Origin of the sequence: Klebsiella sp. MBT K-1 (assembly GCF_002556465.1) — a bacterium.
Classification (GTDB): Bacteria; Pseudomonadota; Gammaproteobacteria; order Enterobacterales; family Enterobacteriaceae; genus Klebsiella; species Klebsiella grimontii.
Genome location: NZ_PDEL01000012.1, coordinates 83,092 through 105,348 on the forward strand (window position 1 = coordinate 83,092; position 22,257 = coordinate 105,348).

Below are 22,257 nucleotides of genomic sequence, written 5' to 3' on the forward strand. Positions count from 1 at the left end.
TAATACACATTATGCGGGAGGAACCTATGCGTTCAATATTGCTTTTCTTTTTGGGTGTGCCAATCCCTATCATTATTTTAATCGCGTTATTTATGCACTGAGTATTTTCAGGACGGCAAGAATATCTGACCTGTGAATATCGGCATGGTGGTCATTATCGTAAAAGCATAAATGCCTCCCGGGCATTTATGCTTTTTGCCATGCGGTCAGACGCGTTTTTCGCTGCCCCTGTCCGGCCATGTAAGCGATCGGAAGTCAGGATTAAACTTTGTCAGAATACGCTTTCAGCATGGCCAGCAGCGCCCGTTGCGCGGCATCGTCTGCGATATTTTCAGGCAGAGCATCCGCTCGCAGAGTGATATAAGCGTCAAGGGCCATTCTGATAGCAACGCTGACGGAGTCACGATCGTGCGTTGCCAGCGTGGAAGTCAGCAGGCCGTCAGGATCAATACCGCGCGATTCAATGCGGCGAACCCCACGTTGCGGTAAATTTGCACGGCGGTGCAGCATTGGCCCCAGTACCTGCTCGCGGAAGAATGACAGCATACCAATCGCCTCAAAGAGTTCGCCCCTTCCTAGTTTAGCCACCGCATAATGAAGCCAGATCCAGGCTCGGGACTCGAACCACTCCGGCGTCATATCAGGCCAGTGAGCACTGAATTTTGCCAGTTGTTGCTGCAGAGCACGGTTATCACGGGTAAATAACACGGCTGGCTCCTCAACGCGTTGAGTGAGCATTTCCAGGGTGACAAATTTCAGATCGACATGAAGGAGTTCAGGACCATACAGGCATATCAGCAGGCGAGGCTCTCCGACATGTTCCCCGCTGAAAGCATGCAGGAGATGGCCCAGCGTTCCGGCGAACGCCACACGCTGGGCCATGATTTCGTCATAGTAGAGGGGATCGACCACAACGACAAAATCCAAATCGGAGTATTTATCAAATCCGCCATGGATAATCGAGCCGCCGGCGAGAAGGGAGTGAATCCGCGAGTCAGACTGAAATTTAAGCTTGAGGTGCTCTGCAAAACTTCTGTGTAAATCGGGTAACGTATTAAGCATACTTTTTCCTGTTCACAAAAAACACAAAGCATTACAGGGTATCGAGTTCTCTATATTCAGGCTAGATATTTTTGAAGGAATAGTCATTTCTTCGAAGGGTTTCCCGAAGCGATAAATTGCCCTGTATAGTCCGGCGCTATTGATTGCGCCGTGTTTGTTACCTCTTCAATCATTGCCGCGTCAGGACGGTGCTGCTGTCATGCTTCAAACTGACCAAATGGAAAACGAATGACTTCCCATACCTTGAAGGGTATGGCTGGGCATCATTATAGTATTGGAAAGGATGTTATACCTGTTATTAAGATTGAATCACCCGCCAGACAGGGCGAACGAATACGCAGATAGAGGTGATCATTCTATGAGTAATGCAATAACTAAAGTGCAAAACGCCAATGCACGTCGTGGCGGTGATGTATTGTTAGAAGTTCTGGAAAGTGAAGGGGTGGAATATGTGTTTGGTAATCCAGGAACAACCGAACTGCCCTTCATGGATGCGCTGTTAAGAAAACCGTCAATTCAGTACGTATTAGCTCTGCAGGAAGCGAGTGCAGTAGCCATGGCGGACGGTTATGCGCAGGCAGCAAAAAAACCAGGATTTCTGAATCTGCATACCGCCGGTGGTTTAGGCCACGGCATGGGAAACCTGTTGAATGCAAAATGTTCACAGACACCACTTGTGGTGACAGCAGGGCAGCAGGATTTACGCCACACGACAACCGATCCGTTATTGTTGGGTGATCTGGTCGGAATGGGGAAAACGTTCGCTAAATGGTCACAGGAGGTTACCCACGTTGACCAGCTACCGGTATTAGTTCGCCGGGCTTTCCACGATTCAGACGCTGCACCGAAAGGCTCCGTTTTCCTGTCGCTTCCGATGGATGTGATGGAGGCGATGAGCTGTATCGGGATCGGGGCGCCTTCCACTATTGACCGCAATGCAATCGCGGGTTCGTTACCTTTGCTGGCAAGTAAGCTGGCGGCATTTACTCCGGGTAAAGTCGCACTGATTGCCGGCGACGAAATTTACCAAAGTGAAGCGGCCAGCGAGGTTGTTGCTCTTGCTGAGATGCTTGCCGCTGACGTATACGGTTCAACATGGCCAAACCGGATCCCCTACCCAACAGCACACCCTCTCTGGCGGGGTAATCTGTCCACTAAAGCGACGGAAATTAACAGAGCATTAGGCCAGTACGATGCTATTTTTGCACTTGGCGGTAAGTCGCTTATCACCATTCTTTATACAGAAGGTCAGGCAGTACCGGACCAGTGTAAAGTGTTCCAGTTATCAGCCGATGCGGGCGACCTGGGACGCACCTACAGTAGTGAACTCTCAGTGGTTGGCGATATTAAATCATCGTTAAGGGTGCTACTGCCCGAACTGGAAAAAGCCACGGCAAACCATCGCAGTGATTATCAACGTCGTTTTGAAAACGCGGTTAATGAGTTTGAATTGAGCAAAGAAAGTCTGCTCGGGCAGGTTAATGAACAACAATCTGCTACGGTAATTACGCCACTCGTGGCTGCGTTTGAGGCAGCAAGGGCGATCGGACCAGATGTGGCAATTGTTGACGAAGCGATTGCAACCAGCGGCTCGCTTCGCAAATCACTCAACAGTCGCCGTGCGGATCAGTATGCCTTTTTGCGCGGCGGTGGTCTGGGGTGGGGGATGCCTGCAGCTGTGGGCTATTCACTCGGTTTGGGAAGAGCGCCTGTGGTGTGCTTTGTGGGCGACGGCGCTGCGATGTACTCCCCTCAGGCTCTCTGGACGGCCGCACATGAAAAACTGCCGGTAACCTTTATTGTAATGAATAATACGGAATATAACGTATTGAAAAACTTCATGCGTTCACAGGCAGATTATACTTCGGCGCAAACAGAACGCTTTATCGCAATGGATTTGATTAATCCGGCAGTTGATTATCAGGCACTGGGTGCATCGATGGGACTGGAAACCAGAAAAGTTCTCCGTGCCGGAGATATCGCCCCGGCAGTTGAGGCCGCACTGGCGAGTGGCAAACCTAATGTGATCGAAATCATCATCAGTAAGAGTTAATCGTTAATCCGTCCGGACTGCGCTGCATCCAGTTTATCCCTGATACTGCGGCACAGGTTCACAAAACCCGGTAAAGCCGGGTTTTTGTTCTTTGTCGACCACATCAACATATTCTCCACCATATTCGGATTTTCCAGCCTCCGGTAAACCACACCACGCAATTGGGCATTCTCCATACTTGCGGGAATAAGCGCCACGCCAACGCCACGGGCCACAAAATTCATCACAGTCTGCTGTACGGAGGCTTCCAGTCCTATTTGCGGGCTAAATCCGGCCTTGAGGCACTGATGAAGGATGGAATCGTAGAGCATCGGTGCACTCTGGCGCGGAACAGTGATGAACGGGTCATCACAGAGTGATTCAAGTCTGAAATGCTCGCTTTGAATCTGGGGGTGATTGGCAGGAAGGGCGGCGATTAGCGGCTCACGCAAGAGTACCAGTGAATGAATTCCCGGAGTGGCCGTCTCGGAGAAGCTGATTGCCGCGTCTAATCTGCCATCCTCTAATGCGGCGTGTAAATCAGAGGGGACCATCTCCTGAAAATGCAATTCCACATCAGAATAGGTCTCCCGGTGCTGCATGGCAACATGAGGCACAACGCTATAGCTGGCATACATTGTTGCACCTAATTTCAGCACACCTTTCTGCCCTGATTCTACGGCCCGTACGTTATTACAGGCCAGCTCCAGCATTGCCAGCACCGCGCGGCAGTCCACCAGAAATTGCTCTCCGGCAAGGGTTAAACTGACACCTTTAGCGGCCCGGTTAAACAGCTTTGCACCGAGGATGGTTTCCAGCTGGGCTATTTGCCGGCTTAAGGGAGGCTGCGAGATATTGAGTTTACTGGCGGCTTTGCCGATGTTTCCGGTTTCAGCAACAGTGCAAAAGTTAATCAACTGATTAAGGGTCGGTTTCATGAGCATTCCTGAAGCAGGTTCATACCTTCTATGGTATCACTTGTTTGCAGGGCGGAGATGCACATGAAGTTAAGCGTTCTGGCGTTCGAGTTGAAGCTGGTGTGTGGCAATACCCCATGCTGTTCCTGAGGTGCAGAACCTGATGGCGCGCGGGAGAGGGGTAGGTGCATCCTCCCGGATAAACAGAAAATGGCGACAAACCCGGCACGAGCCATCCATACACCACACAGGTGGATTGCGCACGCTTTAACCGATGAATAAACTCGCCATAGGAAAAATCAGCTATGACGTCAGGGGGCGTCGCTATAGGGCAGCCGACGATGAATTGTGAGGATCAGCGACCCCCTGAGGTGCCAATCTCATTGGCGGCGTAAGCAGACTGAGTTCGAACTAGCGGCCTTTTCTCCATGGCGATTCACGGTTCCTGCCTCTGGCAGATATATTCCTCTAATCCCTTTGCCAGAATATCGAAAACCAGTTTGCAGCACAGACTATTGCGCAGGTCTTCGTGCATGACGATCCAGGTATCAAGATATAAAGAAAAGAAATTCGGCAGTAACCTCTGCAGTGGAATATAGCCATTGGCCAACTGCACCTGGCATATGCCAATGCCGGCACCGGCGCGAATAAGATTAAGCTGAGCCACATTGCTATCGGTGCGCATGGAAAATGAATCCCGGCTTAACTGAGGGTATTTTTCCAGTACCTTACGGATGAAAGGCGTATTCTGATCAAAGCCAACCAGCGCATGTTTCAGCAGTTCTTGGCTATTTTCAGGCGTGCCATGTCGTGCCAGATAGGAAGTCGATGCGTGTAGGCCAAGTTCAATCCGGCCTACACGACGCGCAATAAGCTGCTCCTGTACCGGCGTCGTCATGCGTACAGCAATATCAGCTTCCCTGTGCAGTAAATCCTGAACCCGGTTCGACAGAACTAATTCAATCGTTATTTGTGGGTGAGACTCCCGGAGCCTGGCAATAAGCGGCGGTAGCACCTCAACGCCGATAACGTCACTCGCGGAGACGCGGACGACGCCGCGAATGGACGCGCTGTTATGACTGAAGTTGGAGGCTGTGCGCGCTAGCGTATTCGCCGTGCTCTCCATCGCTTCGGCATGCACCCTCAGCGCCAGCGCCGTTTCAGTCGCCAGCAACCCCGTTTGCGAACGCGTGAACAATACCTGGCCAAGAGCCGACTCCAGCGCAGCGATATGCCGTCCTGCCGTGGGCTGCGTCATCGAAAGCCGGCGCGATGCGCCGGAAAGCGAGCCTTCCCTGAGCACAGCCAGAAATGTTCGGTACCACTCCCATGGGATAGATGTGTTCATACAAATTTGTATAGCTGCCCTATAAGGATATGCAATTCCATTTAGCTCTGCCTGTACGTACGCTGTCAAGGTCAAATCAGCAAAGAGGCAAACAATATGGTAACCCGAGGCAGGGTCTTAATACTTGGCGCAACCGGCGGTATTGGTGGTGAAACTGCTCGCCGGCTCATTCAGAAAAAATGGGACGTACGTGCGCTAAAACGAGGACTTCACGGCAGTGAACGAAGCGGTGACATCCAGTGGATAGGCGGCGACGCTCTCGACCCGGAGCAAGTCGCCGCTGCGGCAGCAGACTGTAGCGCGATCGTTCACGCCGTCAATCCGCCCGGCTACCGAAACTGGGAGCATCTGGTGCTGCCTATGCTGCGCAACACGATTGGCGCAGCAGAACGAACCGGCGCCTTAGTCGTGCTTCCCGGTACCGTTTACAACTATGGTCCTGACGCTTTTCCGCTAGTACGGGAAGGTGCTCAGCAGATGCCGGTCACAAAGAAGGGAGCGATCAGGGTACAAATGGAGAAAGAACTGGAGGCCTATTCGCAGCGGGGCGGGCGGGTATTAATCGTCCGCGCGGGGGATTTTTTTGGCCCACGCGCCGGTAATAACTGGTTTTCTCAAGGTCTGATTAAACCCGGCAAGCTGCCTGGCGTCATTACCAATCCTGGTTCGCCTGCAACCGGTCACCAGTGGGCTTATTTACCTGATGTCGCGGAAACGATAGCTGCGCTGCTGGAACGACGCGAGGAACTTGAGCCCTTTGCGCGCTTCCATATGCAAGGCCATTGGGATGCCGACGGCAGCGAAATGGTCAGCGCGATTCAACGCACTGCGGCGCGCTTTGGCGGCGTTGCCAAAATACGCTCATTTCCGTGGTGGTTTATGTACCTGGCTGCGCCTTTCAACGCAACCTTACGCGAACTTTTGGAGATGCGGTACCTGTGGCGCCAGTCGGTCCGCCTGGACAATACGAAGCTGGTGAATTTTTTAGGCGCTGAGCCTCATACCCCACTTGATGTAGCCGTCCATACGACGTTACAGGGCCTGGGCTGCATTGATAATACTGAGATGTCTCGTATCACAGTCTAGAGACGCGCCATGGTCGCTTCTGGCACGAAGCGGACAAGCTAACTGGGCGAAAGGTCCGCTATGAGCGAGGAGCGGACATTGTGCTTAAATAATGATGACTCTGGCAGGATGGGTTTTCAATGCTTGGAAGGTAGCCACTAATTCAGGTGACGTAAATGTGTAGCAATCCCCCACTTTAGGCCGATACATTTTCCATTAATCAGGTCGATAACAGAATAACTTGCATTGGGGTGAGCATAGCGAGGGAAACTATTGACAGTCCCTTCTTTAAGAATTGCCAGAGTGCCCTGACTGACATGCCCGTGAGACACAATACATATTGTTTGTTGATGTGATGAGGTATCTTCCAGGTTTTGTAAAAAACGCATAACTCGCTGAGAAGCATGCGCCAGTGACTCCCCCCCAGGTGGACAATACTCTGCATCAAGCCTGAATAACGCATTTGCATAGTTTGGATGTTTTTGTCTGAGTAGTTCTAACGGCATACCTTCAAACTGACCAAAGGCCTGCTCTTTAAGGGCCGGTTCAGCCGTCAGTGAACAATGAAAGTGTTCAGCCAGGCTTTGCCCCATTTGCCAGGCACGCCCAAGCGGAGAAGCGTAAACACGCTCTATTTGATACTCACTTGCACTAAACGCTGCTAGTAGGACGGATGTTTCACGCAAACCCCGACAGGTCAAGGAGCTATCGCTGTGCCCCTGAATAATTCCTTCCAAATTCCACTCTGTTTCTGCGTGTCGAACAAGTATCAATTTCATCGTTAGCTGGCCATGCTCGTTGTTGATCAAAATGTCCCAACTGCGCGATATCAAACACACACCGTTGAAGCAGCGGAAGGCTTTCCTGTTTTGGAAATAATGAACAAGTGTAGCTTATTGCCGTTATGCAGCGGCTCTGGGGGTGGGGCGCTGAATTTTATCCGTAGTTAACTTCCGCTCCTGGCACCAAGCGGACTGCCTGAAGCGCCGTGAGGTCAGCTATGAGCGAGAAACGAATGTTTATCTTGCGGCAGGATGGTGGCAGCATTGCAATATTTATTGGGGCAATACCCACGCCTTGTTTTGTATAACCACCCTATATCCATCGAGGTCAACAAATGTCCTTCCGTTCGCATCCCAGTAAGGATTGAATGACGTGGTCATTCTAAAGCCAGCACCGATCATTCTTTCACAGGCCGTATCCCATTCTTTTTCTTCAAAGTAATAAAGAACGAGTAAATCCTCTTCTGTGTGTAAAGGTTGAACGGGATGGTTTCGGCAAAAAGTGAATTCTATGTGCCAGTCTAAGTCTCCCCTCCCTAACATTATTCCATTGAAACCGTCATGATCGTTGAATTCAGCAATCTTATGCAGACCTAACCCATTGCTGTACATCAGAAATGATCTTTCGAGATTGGCGACGGGTTTAGCAATACGCATATGAGTAAACATCAGGGTTCTCCAGGGAAAGATACTGCTTTAATGTTAAAATCCCGCCTGAGTTTACATGTGATTATACATTTCATTTGTCCATACGAGCCTCCGAAATGTCCTGCTTCGGTTCGCTGACGGTTCTCTTCTGGCATAAGGTAGCCTACGACTACAAGCGGGTCATGGACGCGGCAGCCCGTTTGTCCTCTGAATCATCGAAGGCTTTCCGGGATGCCTCAATATCCTGCCAGGTATCCCTGATCCAGTCAGTGAACCCCGCCAGCGGCTCCAACATCGACCGGCCTCGGTCAGTCAGTTGATATTCCACCCGTGGTGGAAGCTCGGGGTAATAATACCGGGCAACCAGGCCATCCCTTTCGAGATTACGCAGAGTCAGGGTCAACATACGCTGCGAAATGTCAGGAATGCCGCGCCGAATGGCGCTAAAGCGCATAGGCGTCTCCTGTGAAAGTGCCAGTAGTGAGATAACGAGGATTGTCCATTTATCACCCAGTCTTGCCAGGACACTCCCCGGCGCACAGGGTGTCAGTTTTGGTCCATCCGGTGTTTCGAACACGGGTCTGCCATTAATCTCACGCGCCATAATTTTTCTCCGCTGGACATCCCTAATGGTTATCTTTGTGTAACTGAGGACCAAAAATGTGCCGTCTTGTGAACAGAATAGCACTGGTTCCATACTGTGACTGCCAATAGTTACACTAAGGAACCACCATGACACATACCGCAGAATTCCTCGTCTTTGGCGCCACCGGGCAGCAAGGTGGCGCAGTGGCCCGAGCGTTACGGCGGGCCGGACGTCAAGTCCGCGCTTTCGTACGGAATCCGCATAGCGAAGTGGCCAGAGCGCTGACGACAGAAGGAATCACGCTCGCCATCGGCGACTTGTTCGACCTCGCATCCATTGACCGTGCAATGTCGGGTATCCAGGGCGTATTTAGCGTTCAGACCAGTTCTCCGGCAGGCGAGATAAGCGACGAGCAGGAGGTTATGCAGGGAAAAGCCATTGCCGATAGCGCCCTGGCGGCTGGTATCCGCCATCTCGTCTATTCTTCGTCCGGGGCGGCTGGAAAAGCCCCAACCGGCATGGGGCACTTTGACAGTAAATCGACAATTGAAGATTACCTTCGCGCCTTGCCGCTCTCCACGACCATCACGCGCCCGGCAAGCTTTATGGAAATGATGCTGCTGCCCGGCATGGGACTAAACAGCGGCCATTTTTTCTTCTTCATGCAACGCCATCAGGCGATGCAGATGATTGCGCTGCAAGACCTGGGGCGCATTAATGCCCAGATTCTTTGTAATCCTGAACGTTATCGGGGGCAGACTCTGGAACTGGCCAGCCAGGCGTTGACCGGTGAAGACTTGCAGCGTGCTTTCTCAGATGCCGCCGGTCATCCTGTTCATTATCACCGCTTTCCTGACGAGCTGTTAGCGCAGAACACTTTTCTTCGCCAGCTCACGGCGTTGGTAGACAATGGCATTGTCGCAGGCTCGGCGGATATACCGACGCTTGAACAGGAGTTCGGTATGATGATGACGCTGGAACAATGGTTGGCAGGGCCAGCAAGGCAGAGCTTTAACGCGGCGCTTAACGCCCCACAGGCCAATCTTGTCCTGCGATAGGTCGATAGCCGGAGCTGCCCGCCTCCGGCTGTTTTCTCCTTGTACGTCTGTGGCACAAAATTATCCGCCATAACGCTCGGGCCTCAGCACCACCTTTCCTTAGCGGTTGCTGATCATCTGCCCGGTGTTATCCACCCCTTTTTCGTCGTCTTCTTTGATGAATGCCTGTTCATAAGGCTCTACGTTTTTACGCAGTAACGCCTGAACCCAAATCCCCACATCAACCTTAAAGCGACGCCTCGGCCAGTAATGCGGCCTGTACCGCAGGACGGGCATTGATCATTTCCCTGTACGCCAATAGCTCAGGCCAGCGATCCAGTGGGATTGAGAAGAATTTACACCAGCCCAGCACAGTGAAGAGGTAGGCATCAGCCACGCTGAAAGTGGGGCCAGTCAGATAGATTTTTTCGTTGAGAGTCGCCTGAAGAAAATCGAACTGTCGGAACAGCTTCTCACGAAAAATCGCTCTGACCTCTTCGGGCAGCGCGGGGTTGAACAACGGTGCCGAGCCAGCGTGTATTTCACTGGTGATAAAGTTAAGCCATTCCTGCAGACGCACCCGAGCCCAACTGTCCGCGCGCGGCGCCAGGCCGTATTCTGGTTTTAGGTCGGCGAGGTACTGCACGATGGCCGGACCCTCAGTGAGTATCTGCCCATCATCGAGTTCAAGGGCGGCGACATACCCTTTAGGGTTAATGGCGCGGAAGTCGCGACCATCAGCGGTGATCTTGCTTCTGTTGTTGACTCTAACCAGTTCAAACTCAAATTGCAGTTCGCGCAGCACGATGTGCGGCGATAACGAACAGGTATCCGGGGCGTAATAGAGTTTCATTTTGTCTCCGTGAAAGGTGAAAAGCCGTCGGGGGAGGTCCTGAATCCACTGTATTTGACGCGGAATGCGCTGTAAAATTAATGATAAAGAAACTAACTATTAGCTGAGCTACTGACAATCATGATGAATCTTTTACATTGGCGCTTACTGGTGGCCGTGGCGGATGCCGGCAACATCTCGCGTGCCGCAGAGGAGATAGGAATGACTCAGTCCGGCGCCAGCCAGGCCATCGCCCAGCTAGAGGCTGCACTGGGATTTCCGGTATTTACGCGTGAGCGACGATATATCGGGGTGACCGCGCTGGGCGGGCAGGTTGTTGAACACGCAAGAAACATGCTTTCGCAGCTGAATGCCATCCGCGAACTGGCCGATGAGAGCCGGGGTTTAAATCGCGGGCGCATTCGCCTGGCCAGCTTTCCATCAGTGACGTCCACCTTGTTGCCCGGCCTGCTGCGCGACTTTAAGCGTCTGCATCCGGGTATTGAGGTCGTCATCCTGGAAGGCTCGGACGAGGAGGTCGAGGAGTGGCTGGCCGCAGATACCGTTGAGCTGGGGGTGGTCATGAATCCCGACCCCGGGCGCGCAGACGTTGTATTAGGGCAGGATGCATGGGTAGCGGTACTGCCAGCCGCTCATCGGCTGGCACACCATGCCAGGACGTATGGCATAACGCTAAAGGCGCTGGCAGACCAGCCCTTTATTCTGGCGACAGGCGGATGCGTCGTTAATGGAAAAAGCCTGATGGAAAAGGCGGGTCTGCAACTTTCTGATATCCGCGTGACGGTACGTGACTGGATTAGCGCCTGTAAGCTGGTTGCGGAAGGGATGGGCGTCGCCCTTGTACCCGAATCAGCCCTGCCGGAGGCGTTGCGTAATCTGTGCGTGGTACCCGTGACGCCTGCCATACACCGTGAGTTTCGGCTGGTTTGTTCGTCATCCGGGACGTCTTCCGGCGCAACGCAGGCGCTACTTAACGCGCTACGTAAACGAGGATGAGCGGGCTCGCGGCGAACCGGAGCGTCAGCGATAAGCGACAAACTGGCTTATTGTTTATATCGGCGCTGGCTGGAGGCAGGGTGGCGAAGGAGGGCAGCTTCGGGGCGTACTGGACGGCGCACCAGCTCGCCCCCGCAGTTCGGGCACCATCCTTGAAGCCGCTGGGTCACGCAGTCAATGCAGAAGGTGCATTCGAATGAACAGATGTACGCATCCGCTGATTCTGGCGGCAGATCGTTATCACAGCATTCACAATTAGGGCGAAGTTCAAGCATGATGATCTCAGTGATTAAAGGGGCATCATGAAAAATAGCGCGTGTTATCTGCCCGGCCCGCATTCGCGCCGCTGCGCTTCACGTGCAAGATTTCAACGTTTATGGCGATCCCGCGACTAATACCTTCAACCCCACAGGAGCATACCCGGACATTGGCTATAACGTGGGCGCAATGGCTTAGTCAATCAAAATGAAATGATGACTCGCTTATCCTCCAAACGCGCATTTCACTTAATCAGCAGGGGATACGCCGCTGAAGCCGCTGTCTGGTAAATCTATAATCACCAGGGTGCCAAAGCTGCCGCCTTCCACCGTATGAGGAATGCCCGCTTTGGCTATATAAAGCTGGCCGGGCGCGACGGAGATTTTTTTCTCCTGTACGCTCAGTTCCAGACGACCGTCAATAACCAGTAATCCCTCGTCATATTCATGCACCTCCTCAGCGACTGAGTGGGCATCCATGCGCAGGACTTTGAGATTCGTTGCCCCAACGCGGCCCAGGATCCGGGAGTGCCAGGACTCCGGCAATGCCTGCGCTTCGGTTTTGAGATCGTAAAGCGACATAAAGCCATTCTCATTGATAATCGTTGCAGGCTTTTATGCCATATAAGTTTATCGTCGACTTCTAACATATATGGCAAAAGAAGTTGAAAAACAGACTATACCGGTCCTACTGCCCGCTGCATGTGCATTGGTCGCGGATAAATAAAACGGCCCCATCGCTGAGGCCGTGATGTGGTTACTGTTTCTTCTCGCCCAGCGTCGGCGTCTCGTCAAAGAAGTTCCACGGCTTCAGCAGCGCATGCGCCCACTCGGTAGGCATAATCGGCCACTCCTCGGCGCGGGCCACGTGGGTGGTGCCGGTGGTGATCCACACCACGTCATCATGGTTGTCCAGCGACTCGTCATCTTTCGCGTACTGGCCGAGGCCGGTGTCGTGAATCGAACGGTTAGGGTACTTGCCTTCCGGGAAGCGCTCGGTGGGATGGTAGCGGGTGACCCACAGCTGTTTATCCATAAAGCTCAAACGATGGTAAATCCACTCATCAGGGGCGAATTTCGCCCCGGTGGCGACCGGATGCGTGCCGCCCGCGTAGGGGATAATCTGATACGACACTGGGTTACCCATCCGGTTTTCTTTGGTGGTATTGCTCAGCAGACGAATGGTGCCTGGGTCAAATTTCTGCGCCGCTTTCTGCTCGCTAGCAATAGTGTACTGATTGATCTGCATGGTGCTGGTGCGCGGGCCGCCGGCGGTATTCGGCTTCACTTCCGGGTCCATGGCCACCAGCGTGTTGTTCTCGCCGTCGACGTCAAGATCGAGGCGGAAGTTGTAGATATGCTGGTGGGTGGTGCCGACAATATTATGGTCGATCAGCGTGCCGTAGCGGGTATCCTCTTTGGCGCTCGGGTCGTGCATGGTCTTCGCCTGTACGCCTTTGACCGCTTCGATGCCGGTCGCCCCGGCATCAATGCCGATGGTGCCGTTTTCGTGGAATACCCAGTCAAAGATGTAGTCGTAGTTGCCGACGGTGCTGATCCAGCGCACCACCAGCTCGCGGCGCTCGGTGCTGACGTTCGGTTTGCCCATCTCCAGGTGCTTATACTCCGGCCCGGCGTAGCGTTCGAAGATGGCGATCGCGCGCGGGATAGTGGTTGGCGTGCCGGTATAGTCGGCGATGGTTTCATCCAGCAGCACCGCGTTGGACGGCGCGTCTTTCCCGCGGACGATAGGCGAGGTCAGGGTGCCCATGCCGTAGTCGCCGGAATCCAGATAGGCTTTAAAATACCAGCCCACGTCCGGGTCGCCGTAGGGGACGATCATCCCGCCGAGCGATCCTTCATACATCACCTGGCGCTTTTTACCGTTGTCGTTCCAGGTCACGGTAGACAAAATCGGCCCGACGCGGGAGTTCATCCGCAGATGGAAATCCCAGTTACGCCAGTGGATCATATCGCCGGTGATGGTGTAGTTTTTGCCCTCTGGCTCAATGATCTCCAGCGGTTTCACCGTTGGCGCAACGCGGTCGCGGCCGTCATAGGGGCGGGCCGCCATCGGCACCGGGATCGTCGGCCCCTCTTCGATTTTGATGATCTTCTTCTGCTCGAGGTCGACCACCGCCACCAGGTTTTCAATCGGGTGCGCCCAGTAGTTCCCGTCGCCAACGTCAAGATAGCTCACTACTTTGAGCAGCCGCGCGTCCTGCTTGAGGCCATCTTTACCGTCGAAGTAGCCGACGGTCAGCGGGGTGGTAATCACCTTGCTCGGGTCGTCGATGCCGTGTTTTTTCAACACTTCGGCAAACTCGCTGCTGGCGTTGATGATGTTCTGCACGCTGGCGAAATCATCCAGCAGTACCATGCCGTGGGCGTCTTTAATCGGCGTCCATGAAAGGACCTTTTTATTCTGTAAATCCACCACCGCCTCAATAACGTGCTTGCCGTCGAGCATGATCACGTCGGCGGCGCGCGGGGCGTTGACCGGCGTGCCGTTGAGGGCAAAATCCCACACCGCTTTTTTATCCGGCTCGCGCAGGGAGATCTCGGTGAATCGGGTATTGGGCTTGAAATCCGCCGCGGCTTTAACGATGGCGACCGCTGCGCTGATTTCCGCCGCTGACAGCGAGTTCAGCGGGTGAGCGCGTTTTTCCACCTGGAAAGTCTGGTCAAGACCGGACTGAAACACGTCGTTGATAAAGGTATCAGAAACCCACGCTTTGCCGTCTTTCATCACTACCGGCACCTGCAGCTCCAGGGTTTTTCCATTGACGATGGCCGTTTTCGCCCCCGGTTTTACCTTCACGTAAGCGCCGTCTTTAATCAGGGTAAACATCTGCGCGTAGTCATCCCACTGAACGTCCGCGCCAAAATCCTGCAGGGTTTTATCCATCGGGACCATATGGGCTTCGCCGCCGTGGGCGAAAGCCGGGCTTTGCCAGGCGCAAAACAGGGCGACAGCCAACGCCAGAGCCGTCTTGCGGGGGGAAAGAATCGCCATTGAGACCTCACCTTATTGTTGTGTTGTGCAGTGCCGCTGCGAATGTCGGCTTGTGTATCCTTAACCTAACAGCGCTCTGCGCCCAGGCGTTTGCCTGCTTTTGCCAGGTTGTTTGTCAGTTTTGCCAGTTATAAAAAATGCCTCCGCAGAGGCATGAAGATGGCGATAAAGATGGGCGAATTTCTAACATTTACCCCGCAAAATCCCCCTGTTGGCGGGCCACCAGAGTCAGGATGGAGTAGAGCGCTACCGCCTGCTGGTGCTGGTTAAAAATCTCTACCGCCCACTCGACGACGCCGGTCGCTTTCTCCTCCGCGCTGCGCTGGCGTTTCACCGTTTTGCGCTTGCAGGTCAGGCGTACCTGGATGGTATCGCCCGGCTTCACCGGCTCGATAAAGCGCAGATTTTCCATCCCGTAGTTGGCGATCACCGGACCGACTCCGGCGTCAACAAACAGCCCGGCAGCGGCGGAAATCAGGAAATAGCCGTGCACCACGCGCTCGCCGAAAATCGACTCCGCGGCGGCAATCTTATCCATATGGGCGTAGAAGTGATCGCCGCTCAGGCAGGCGAAGTTGACGATATCCGCCTCGGTCAGCGTGCGGCGCGGAGTCAGCAGGCTGTCGCCCGGTTGGATCTCTTCGAAATATTTACGGAACGGGTGAATGCGGTCTTCCACCACCTCCGCGCCGCGTACCCACTGTTGGCCAATTGCCGCGAGCATCGTCGGGCTGCCCTGAATCGCGGTGCGCTGCATATAGTGCTTCACCGCCCGCAGGCCGCCCAGCTCTTCGCCGCCGCCGGCGCGCCCCGGGCCGCCGTGAACCAGCTGCGGCAGCGGGGAGCCGTGGCCGGTCGATTCTGCGGAAGAGGCTTCGTTCAGTATCTGAATACGCCCGTGGGTGCGGGCGGCGCCGAGAATAAACGCCCGCGCCAGTTCGCCGCTAGCGGTCACCAGGGTACCGGCCAGGCTACCTTCACCGGCCCGCGCCAGGCTCATGGCGTGCTCAATATTCTGATAGGGCATCAAGGTTGCGACGGGACCAAACGCTTCAATGGCGTGTACCGCCGGGGTTTCATCCGGCTGCGGGCAGAACAGCAGCGTTGGCGGGAAGAAGGCCCCGGCGGCGCGGAGATCGGCCTGGCCCCCCAGCAGCACGTCGCATCCGGCGGCTACCAGACGGTTGACATTATCCTGTACGTCCTGACGCTGCTCGTAGTTCACCAGCGCGCCCATTTTTACGCCTTCCTGCGCCGGGTCGCCGACCACCACGTTTTGCAGACGCGCAATCAGCGCATCGCTCACCGCTTTCACCTGCGCTTGTGGCACGATAATCCGCCGGATGGCGGTACATTTTTGCCCGGCTTTCGCCGTCATCTCTCGTACCACTTCGCGAATGAACAGCGCGAACTCCGGCTGCTCAGGCGTGACGTCGTCACCGAGCACGCAGCAGTTCAGCGAATCCGCTTCCATGGTGAAGGGAATGGACTTTGCGACCAGGTTGGGGTGCACCCGCAGCTGCTGTCCGGTACGAGCCGAGCCGGTAAAGGTGACAACGTCCTGGCTATCGAGATGGTCGAGCAGATCGCCCGCGCCGCCGCAGATCAGGCTGATTGCGCCCTCCGGCACCAGCCCGCTGTCGACAATCATTTTGACCATCGCCTGCGTTAGCTGCGCGGTGGCGGTGGCCGGTTTGATGATGGCGGGCATACCGGCAAGCCAGGTTGGCGCCAGTTTTTCCAGCATTCCCCAGCAGGGAAAGTTAAAAGCGTTGATGTGTACCGCCACGCCGGATTTCGACGTCAGAACGTGGCGGGCGGCGAAGCCTCCCTGTTTTGACAGCGGGATCAGCTCATCTTCGGGCCACAGGGTATCGTCCGGCAGTTCGCGGCTGCCGAGACCGGCGTAGGTGAAAAGGGTGCCAATGCCCCCTTCGATATCCACCCAGCTATCGCTGCGGGTGGCGCCGGTTTCGGCGGAGATGGCGTACAGCGCCGCCTTCTGTTCCAGCAGATGTCTGGCGACCGCTTTGAGCATCGCGCTGCGCTCAATAAAGGTCATCGCCTGTAGCGCTTTGCCGCCGCGCTCAATCGCGAAGCGCCGCGCCTGCGCCATATCCAGACCCGCGCTGGTGACTTCCCAGAGCGCGTCGCCGCTGATGGCATGATGGATGGTGCGCGCGTGGCCCCGGCCGGTCTGCCACGTGCCGGACAAGTAGCTGGCTAACTGCTGCATGGTTCATCTCCAGATGTGTTACGTGAAATATCTATAGATAGTTCTTTGATGAATCATAAAAATCAAGTTCAAATTTAATAATTTATTAACAATGCGATCGCTATCGATCTGCGCGATTTACTTAATTAGTTGTTATTAATGCATTTTACAAAAGCTTTTGCGGCGGGCGTCACAGAAAAGGCAAACAAATTTTGTGGTTTTATTTAACCTGGATGTAACTTTTATAAAACAAAGTGATTCATAAATTAATTTAAATCGAATTTGTTGGAATCATAAAGGTGATGACGTGACAGAAGAACAACGCTTTGAGCAGCGCATTGCACAGGAGACGGCCATCGAACCGCTGGACTGGATGCCGGAAGCCTACCGCAAAACGCTGATCCGCCAGATAGGCCAGCACGCGCACTCGGAAATTGTCGGCATGCTGCCGGAAGGCAACTGGATCGCTCGCGCGCCGACCCTTAGGCGCAAAGCGATTCTGCTGGCGAAAGTGCAGGATGAAGCCGGGCATGGTCTGTACCTCTACAGCGCGGCGGAAACCCTCGGCTGCGCCCGCGAAGACCTGTATCAGAAAATGCTCGACGGCAAGATGAAGTACTCCTCCATTTTCAACTACCCGACCCTGAGCTGGGCGGATATCGGCGTGATCGGCTGGCTGGTGGACGGCGCGGCCATCGTCAATCAGGTGGCGCTGTGCCGGACCTCCTACGGACCCTACGCCCGGGCCATGGTCAAGATCTGCAAAGAGGAGAGCTTTCACCAGCGTCAGGGGTTTGAAGCCTGCATGGCGCTGGCGCAGGGCAGCGACGCGCAGCGGCAGATGCTGCAGGACGCCATCAACCGCTTCTGGTGGCCGGCGCTGATGATGTTCGGTCCAAACGACGATAACTCGCCAAACAGCGCCCGCAGCATGGCGTGGAAAATCAAGCTCCACTCGAACGACGAACTGCGCCAGCGCTTTGTTGATAACACCATTCCGCAGGTGGAGATCCTCGGCATGACCGTGCCGGACCCGGATCTGCGGCTGGATGAAACCACCGGCCACTACCGCTTTGGCGCCATCGACTGGCAGGAATTTAACGAGACGATCGCCGGGCGCGGGATCTGCAACCACGAACGCCTGGCCGCTAAACGCAAGGCATGGGAAGAGGGCGCGTGGGTGCGGGAAGCCGCGCTGGCGCACGCGCAAAAACAACGGGCCCGCGACGCCGCGTAAGGAGAAGGAAGATGAGCAAAAACGACTGGCCGTTATATGAAGTGTTCGTTCGCAGCAAGCAGGGGCTGTCGCACCGCCACGTCGGCAGCCTGCACGCCGCCGATGATCAGATGGCGCTGGAAAACGCCCGCGATGCCTATACCCGCCGCAGCGAAGGCTGCTCAATCTGGGTGGTGAAGGCCCGCGAAATTGTCGCCTCGCAGCCTGAAGAGCGCGGTGAATTTTTCGATCCGGCGGAGAGCAAAATCTACCGCCATCCGACCTTCTACACCGTGCCCGACGGCATGGAACATATGTGAGGCGGCGATGAACAACGACAACCCCGTTGCAGCTTATGCCCTGCGCCTCGGCGATAACGGCCTGGTGCTGGCCCAGCGTCTGGGCGAGTGGTGCGGCCACGCGCCGGAGCTGGAGATCGATCTGGCGCTGGCCAATATCGGCCTCGACCTGCTGGGGCAGGCGCGCAATTTTCTTAGCTACGCCGCCGAACTGGCCGGCAGCGGCGATGAAGACACTCTGGCCTTTGGCCGCGACGAACGCCAGTTTTGCAATTTATTGCTGGCGGAGCAGCCAAACGGCAACTTTGCCGACACTCTTGCTCGCCAGTTTTTTATCGATGTCTGGCACGTGGCGCTCTATGGCCGCCTGGTCAGCAGTCGCGATACGCAGCTCGCCGCCATCGCCGCCAAGGCGCTGAAAGAGGTGCGCTACCATCAGCGCTTTAGCCGCGGCTGGCTGGAACGCCTCGGCAACGGCACGGCCCTTTCCGCGCAGAGAATGCAGGACGCGGTCGAGAACCTGTGGCGCTTTACCGGCGAGCTGTTCCAGGCCGATGCGCTGGAGATTGAGCTAAGCGCGCAGGGCATCGCCGTCGACCCGCGCGAGTTGCAGGCTGAATGGCAGGCGACGGTCCGCGCCGCGCTGAGCGATGCCGGTTTGCAGATCCCCGAGGAAGCGCCGTTTCGCCACGGCGGCAAGCAGGGGCTGCACAGCGAGCATCTCGGGCCGCTGCTGGCGGAGATGCAGTATTTACAGCGCGCCTATCCCGGTCAGCGTTGGTAGCAGGAGGGGATTATGCAACGTCTGGTTGATATCGCTCCTCCCGAGATCCACGCGGTGTGGGGCGTGTTAAGCGCGATTCCCGACCCGGAAGTCCCGGTGCTGACCATTACCGACCTCGGCATGGTGCGCAGCGTGGAGCGCCGCGGCGAGGGGTGGGTCATTGGCTTCACGCCAACCTACTCCGGCTGCCCGGCCACCGAACATCTGCTGGGGGAGATCCGCGCGGTGATGACGGCAAACGGCTTCGCGCCGGTGCATATCGTGCTGCAGCTTGACCCGCCGTGGACCACCGACTGGATGGGGCCTGAGGCCCGCGAACGTCTGCGCCAGTACGGCATCAGTCCGCCGCAGGATCATGCCTGCCATGCCCATATGCCAGACGAGGTGGTGTGCCCGCGCTGCGGTAGCCGCCACACCTCGCTAATTAGCGAATTCGGTTCCACGGCCTGCAAAGCGCTGTATCGCTGCGACAGCTGCCGGGAACCCTTTGATTACTTTAAATGTATTTGAGGTTGCGATGACGACATTTCATTCGCTTACCGTGGCGAAAGTGGAACCGGAAACCCGCGACGCGGTCACCATCACCTTTGCCATACCCGACGCGCTGCGCGACGCCTATGCCTTTCGTCCGGGCCAGCATCTGACGCTGAAGGCCCGCCTCGGCGGCGAAGAGCTTAGGCGCTGCTACTCCATTTGCCGCAGCCGCGCGCCGGGTGAAATCAGCGTGGCGGTTAAAGCTATCGACGGCGGGCGCTTCTCGCGCTATGCCCAGAGCGACATTCAACCGGGGATGGCGCTGGAGGTGATGGTGCCGCAGGGCCACTTTGGCTACCAGCCGCAGGCCGGGCGTCGGGCCGACTACCTGGCGATTGCCGCCGGCTCCGGGATTACGCCGATGATGGCGATCGTTGACGCCACTCTCGCCTGCGAAACCGACAGCCGCTTCACGCTGATTTACGGCAACCGCAGCAGCCACAGCATGATGTTCCGCCAGGCGCTGGCCGACCTGAAAGACCGCGATCCGCAGCGCCTGCAGGTGGTGCATCTGTTCAGCCAGGAGGCGATGGACAGCGACCTGCTGCAGGGGCGCATCGATGGCGACAAGCTGCGCGAACTGGCCGGCCATCTGCTGGACTTCAGCCGCTTTGACCATGCCTTTATTTGCGGCCCGGCGGCGATGATGGATGAAGCGGAAATGACCCTGCGCGAGCTGGGCGTCCCGGCGAAAGCCATCCATCTGGAACGTTTCAATACGCCGGGCAGCGGCGCCAGGCGGGCTGCCGGCGTACAGGCGGAGGGCCGCTCGGTCACGATTCGTCAGGATGGCCGCGACCGCACCATAGCCCTGAGCGCCGAGGACGACAGCATTCTTGACGCCGCGCTACGCCAGGGGGCGGACCTGCCGTTTGCCTGCAAGGGCGGCGTCTGCGCCACCTGTAAATGCAAAGTGCTGCGCGGCGAGGTGGCGATGGCCGCGAACTACAGCCTTGAAGCCGACGAGGTGGCGGCAGGCTACGTGCTGAGCTGCCAGGCGCTCCCCACCAGCGGCGATGTGATCGTCGACTTCGACGCGCGGGGGATGGCATGAGTGAACTGTTTATTGCCCGCCACGCGCGCGTACTGCAGCTGACGCTCAATCGCCCGCAGGCGCGCAACGCGCTCAATAACGCGCTGCTGATGCAGATCGCCGATGTGCTCGACGCGGCGGCGCTGGACCCGACGGTTGGCGTCTGCGTCATCAGCGGTAACGAACGCTTCTTTGCCGCAGGGGCCGACCTGAACGAAATGGCGGAAAACGATCTGCCCGCCACGCTCGATGATATTCGCCCGCGGCTGTGGGCGCGTATCGACGCCTTCAGCAAACCGCTGATCGCTTCGGTTAACGGCTATGCCCTCGGCGCCGGATGCGAGCTGGCGCTGATCTGCGATCTGATTGTCGCCGGCGATAACGCCCGCTTCGGCCTGCCGGAAATCACCCTCGGCATGATGCCGGGCGCGGGCGGCACCCAGCGTCTGATCCGCAGCGTCGGTAAGGCGCTGGCCAGCCGGATGGTCTTGAGCGGCGAAAGCATCGATGCCCATCAGGCGCTGCGGGCGGGGCTGGTGAGCGAGGTGTATCCGCCAGCGCTTACCGATGAATACGCGCTTAGCCTGGCGGCAACCGTGGCTCGCCACTCGCCGCTGGCGCTGCGCGCGGCTAAACAGTCCTTGCGGCTGTCGCAGGAGGTGAGTCTGCAGGCCGGGCTTCAGCAGGAGCGTCAGCTGTTTACCTTACTGAGCGCGACCGAAGATCGCCGCGAAGGTATTGACGCCTTTTTACATAAACGTACTGCGGAATTTAAAGGACGCTAATCGTGGAAGCTTTCATTCTCAGCGAAGTGGAACAGGGCGTGATGACGATTACCCTTAATCGCCCGGACCGCCTGAACAGTTTTAACGACCTGATGCACCAGCAGCTGGCGGCGTGCCTGAAGCAGGCGGAACGTGATGACGATGTGCGCTGTTTACTGCTGACCGGCGCCGGGCGCGGCTTTTGCGCCGGGCAGGATTTAAATGACCGCAACGTCGACCCCAGCGGTCCTGCGCCGGATCTCGGCCTGTCGGTTGAGCGTTTCTATAACCCGCTGGTGCGCCGTCTGGCGGCGCTGCCGAAACCGGTGATTTGCGCGGTAAACGGCGTCGCGGCGGGAGCGGGGGCCACGCTGGCGCTGGGCTGCGATATCGTTCTGGCGGCGCGTTCGGCGAAGTTCGTCATGGCGTTCAGCAAGCTCGGCCTGGTGCCTGACTGCGGCGGCAGCTGGTTTCTGCCGCGGGTGGCGGGTCGAGCGAGGGCGATGGGGCTGGCGCTGCTGGGCGATAGCCTGAGCGCAGAGCAGGCCGCGCAGTGGGGGATGATCTGGCAGGTGGTGGACGATGCCGAGCTGAAAGATACCGGACTGGCGCTGGCGCGGCACCTGGCCGCCCAGCCGACCTATGGCCTCGGTCTGATTAAGAAGGCGCTTCAGCTTGCGGAAACCCAGACCCTGGATCAGCAGCTCGATCTTGAGCGCGATTATCAGCGCCTGGCCGGACGCAGCGCCGACTATCGCGAAGGCGTCAGCGCCTTCCTCGCGAAGCGTCCACCTCAATTCAGCGGGAAATAGC

Annotated in this window: 22 protein-coding genes; 11 read left to right on the plus strand and 11 right to left on the minus strand. The window is 56.4% G+C overall.

The genetic code is table 11. The annotated features are described in order from the left end of the window. Positions 1-261: 261 nt before the first annotated feature. A complete protein-coding gene (locus CMQ96_RS18785) occupies positions 262-1,062 on the minus strand; it encodes a hypothetical protein (protein WP_098067149.1) in 801 nt (266 codons plus the stop codon). A 358-nt stretch (positions 1,063-1,420) separates the two neighbouring features. On the opposite strand from CMQ96_RS18785, the gene CMQ96_RS18790 reads away from it, so the two are divergent. Further along, on the plus strand, positions 1,421-3,115 hold the full coding sequence (locus CMQ96_RS18790) for a thiamine pyrophosphate-binding protein (protein ID WP_064410631.1): 1,695 nt from the start codon (positions 1,421-1,423) through the stop codon (positions 3,113-3,115). On the opposite strand, the gene CMQ96_RS18795 is transcribed toward CMQ96_RS18790, so the two are convergent. Both CMQ96_RS18795 and CMQ96_RS18800 read right to left on the minus strand, forming a co-directional pair. Beyond that, entirely contained in the window at positions 3,112-4,032 is a 921-nt protein-coding gene (locus CMQ96_RS18795) for a LysR family transcriptional regulator (protein ID WP_098067150.1), read from the minus strand. The genes CMQ96_RS18790 and CMQ96_RS18795 overlap by 4 nt on opposite strands. A 415-nt stretch (positions 4,033-4,447) precedes the next feature. After that, positions 4,448-5,359: a LysR family transcriptional regulator gene (locus CMQ96_RS18800; protein WP_049090318.1), complete on the minus strand. Its 912-nt coding sequence runs from the start codon at positions 5,357-5,359 to the stop codon at positions 4,448-4,450. 96 nt (positions 5,360-5,455) lie between these two features. Between CMQ96_RS18800 and CMQ96_RS18805 the strand changes: the two genes are divergently transcribed. Next, positions 5,456-6,445 carry an NAD-dependent epimerase/dehydratase family protein gene (locus CMQ96_RS18805; RefSeq protein ID WP_098067151.1) on the plus strand — a complete coding sequence of 330 codons (990 nt, stop codon included), beginning with the start codon at positions 5,456-5,458 and terminating at the stop codon, positions 6,443-6,445. 137 nt (positions 6,446-6,582) lie between these two features. Here CMQ96_RS18805 and CMQ96_RS18810 read toward each other — a convergent pair whose 3' ends face one another. The 3 genes from CMQ96_RS18810 to CMQ96_RS18820 form a co-directional block, all read right to left on the minus strand. Next, positions 6,583-7,203: a histidine phosphatase family protein gene (locus CMQ96_RS18810; protein WP_071830716.1), complete on the minus strand. Its 621-nt coding sequence runs from the start codon at positions 7,201-7,203 to the stop codon at positions 6,583-6,585. A 276-nt stretch (positions 7,204-7,479) separates the two neighbouring features. Then, positions 7,480-7,875: a VOC family protein gene (locus CMQ96_RS18815; protein ID WP_098067152.1), complete on the minus strand. Its 396-nt coding sequence runs from the start codon at positions 7,873-7,875 to the stop codon at positions 7,480-7,482. A gap of 148 nt (positions 7,876-8,023) precedes the next feature. Beyond that, on the minus strand, positions 8,024-8,458 hold the full coding sequence (locus tag CMQ96_RS18820) for a helix-turn-helix domain-containing protein (RefSeq protein ID WP_024358313.1): 435 nt from the start codon (positions 8,456-8,458) through the stop codon (positions 8,024-8,026). A 128-nt stretch (positions 8,459-8,586) separates the two neighbouring features. Between CMQ96_RS18820 and CMQ96_RS18825 the strand changes: the two genes are divergently transcribed. Continuing rightward, a complete protein-coding gene (locus CMQ96_RS18825) occupies positions 8,587-9,498 on the plus strand; it encodes an NmrA/HSCARG family protein (RefSeq protein WP_098067153.1) in 912 nt (303 codons plus the stop codon). A 226-nt stretch (positions 9,499-9,724) separates the two neighbouring features. Here the strand turns inward: CMQ96_RS18825 and gstA are convergent, their stop codons facing one another. Next, positions 9,725-10,330, minus strand: coding sequence for a glutathione transferase GstA (gene gstA, locus CMQ96_RS18830; RefSeq protein WP_098067154.1), 606 nt, complete (start codon positions 10,328-10,330; stop codon positions 9,725-9,727). Between the two features lie 120 nt (positions 10,331-10,450). On the opposite strand from gstA, the gene CMQ96_RS18835 reads away from it, so the two are divergent. Next, positions 10,451-11,326 (plus strand): LysR family transcriptional regulator, encoded by an 876-nt coding sequence (locus tag CMQ96_RS18835; RefSeq protein ID WP_049085177.1) that lies wholly within the window; start codon positions 10,451-10,453, stop codon positions 11,324-11,326. A gap of 47 nt (positions 11,327-11,373) precedes the next feature. On the opposite strand, the gene CMQ96_RS18840 is transcribed toward CMQ96_RS18835, so the two are convergent. The 4 genes from CMQ96_RS18840 to paaZ all read right to left on the minus strand — a co-directional run bounded on the left by CMQ96_RS18840 (position 11,374) and on the right by paaZ (position 16,835). Next, positions 11,374-11,601: a DUF1272 domain-containing protein gene (locus CMQ96_RS18840; RefSeq protein ID WP_071830717.1), complete on the minus strand. Its 228-nt coding sequence runs from the start codon at positions 11,599-11,601 to the stop codon at positions 11,374-11,376. A 231-nt stretch (positions 11,602-11,832) separates the two neighbouring features. After that, positions 11,833-12,165, minus strand: a complete 333-nt coding sequence (locus tag CMQ96_RS18845; protein ID WP_004139027.1) for a cupin domain-containing protein — start codon at positions 12,163-12,165, stop codon at positions 11,833-11,835. 175 nt (positions 12,166-12,340) lie between these two features. Next, complete coding sequence (tynA, locus tag CMQ96_RS18850; protein ID WP_098067155.1) at positions 12,341-14,599, minus strand: primary-amine oxidase; 2,259 nt, start codon at positions 14,597-14,599, stop codon at positions 12,341-12,343. Between the two features lie 190 nt (positions 14,600-14,789). Next, a complete protein-coding gene (gene paaZ, locus CMQ96_RS18855) occupies positions 14,790-16,835 on the minus strand; it encodes a phenylacetic acid degradation bifunctional protein PaaZ (RefSeq protein WP_049133931.1) in 2,046 nt (681 codons plus the stop codon). Between the two features lie 286 nt (positions 16,836-17,121). Here paaZ and paaA point away from each other — a divergent pair, with 286 nt between their 5' ends. From paaA to paaG, 7 genes are read left to right on the plus strand one after another with little or no spacing between them, the layout of a single operon-like run. Further along, positions 17,122-18,051 (plus strand): 1,2-phenylacetyl-CoA epoxidase subunit PaaA, encoded by a 930-nt coding sequence (paaA, locus tag CMQ96_RS18860; protein ID WP_004139023.1) that lies wholly within the window; start codon positions 17,122-17,124, stop codon positions 18,049-18,051. Between the two features lie 11 nt (positions 18,052-18,062). Beyond that, positions 18,063-18,350: a 1,2-phenylacetyl-CoA epoxidase subunit PaaB gene (paaB, locus tag CMQ96_RS18865; protein WP_024358308.1), complete on the plus strand. Its 288-nt coding sequence runs from the start codon at positions 18,063-18,065 to the stop codon at positions 18,348-18,350. A 7-nt stretch (positions 18,351-18,357) separates the two neighbouring features. Beyond that, a complete protein-coding gene (paaC, locus tag CMQ96_RS18870; protein ID WP_064410634.1) occupies positions 18,358-19,113 on the plus strand; it encodes a 1,2-phenylacetyl-CoA epoxidase subunit PaaC in 756 nt (251 codons plus the stop codon). Between the two features lie 12 nt (positions 19,114-19,125). Further along, complete coding sequence (paaD, locus tag CMQ96_RS18875; RefSeq protein ID WP_024358306.1) at positions 19,126-19,623, plus strand: 1,2-phenylacetyl-CoA epoxidase subunit PaaD; 498 nt, start codon at positions 19,126-19,128, stop codon at positions 19,621-19,623. 7 nt (positions 19,624-19,630) lie between these two features. Then, on the plus strand, positions 19,631-20,701 hold the full coding sequence (gene paaE, locus CMQ96_RS18880) for a 1,2-phenylacetyl-CoA epoxidase subunit PaaE (RefSeq protein ID WP_098067156.1): 1,071 nt from the start codon (positions 19,631-19,633) through the stop codon (positions 20,699-20,701). Next, on the plus strand, positions 20,698-21,465 hold the full coding sequence (gene paaF, locus CMQ96_RS18885; RefSeq protein ID WP_004139016.1) for a 2,3-dehydroadipyl-CoA hydratase PaaF: 768 nt from the start codon (positions 20,698-20,700) through the stop codon (positions 21,463-21,465). Before paaE ends, paaF begins: the two co-directional genes overlap by 4 nt. A gap of 2 nt (positions 21,466-21,467) precedes the next feature. Continuing rightward, on the plus strand, positions 21,468-22,256 hold the full coding sequence (gene paaG, locus CMQ96_RS18890) for a 2-(1,2-epoxy-1,2-dihydrophenyl)acetyl-CoA isomerase PaaG (protein WP_004139014.1): 789 nt from the start codon (positions 21,468-21,470) through the stop codon (positions 22,254-22,256). Position 22,257 lies beyond the last annotated feature (1 nt).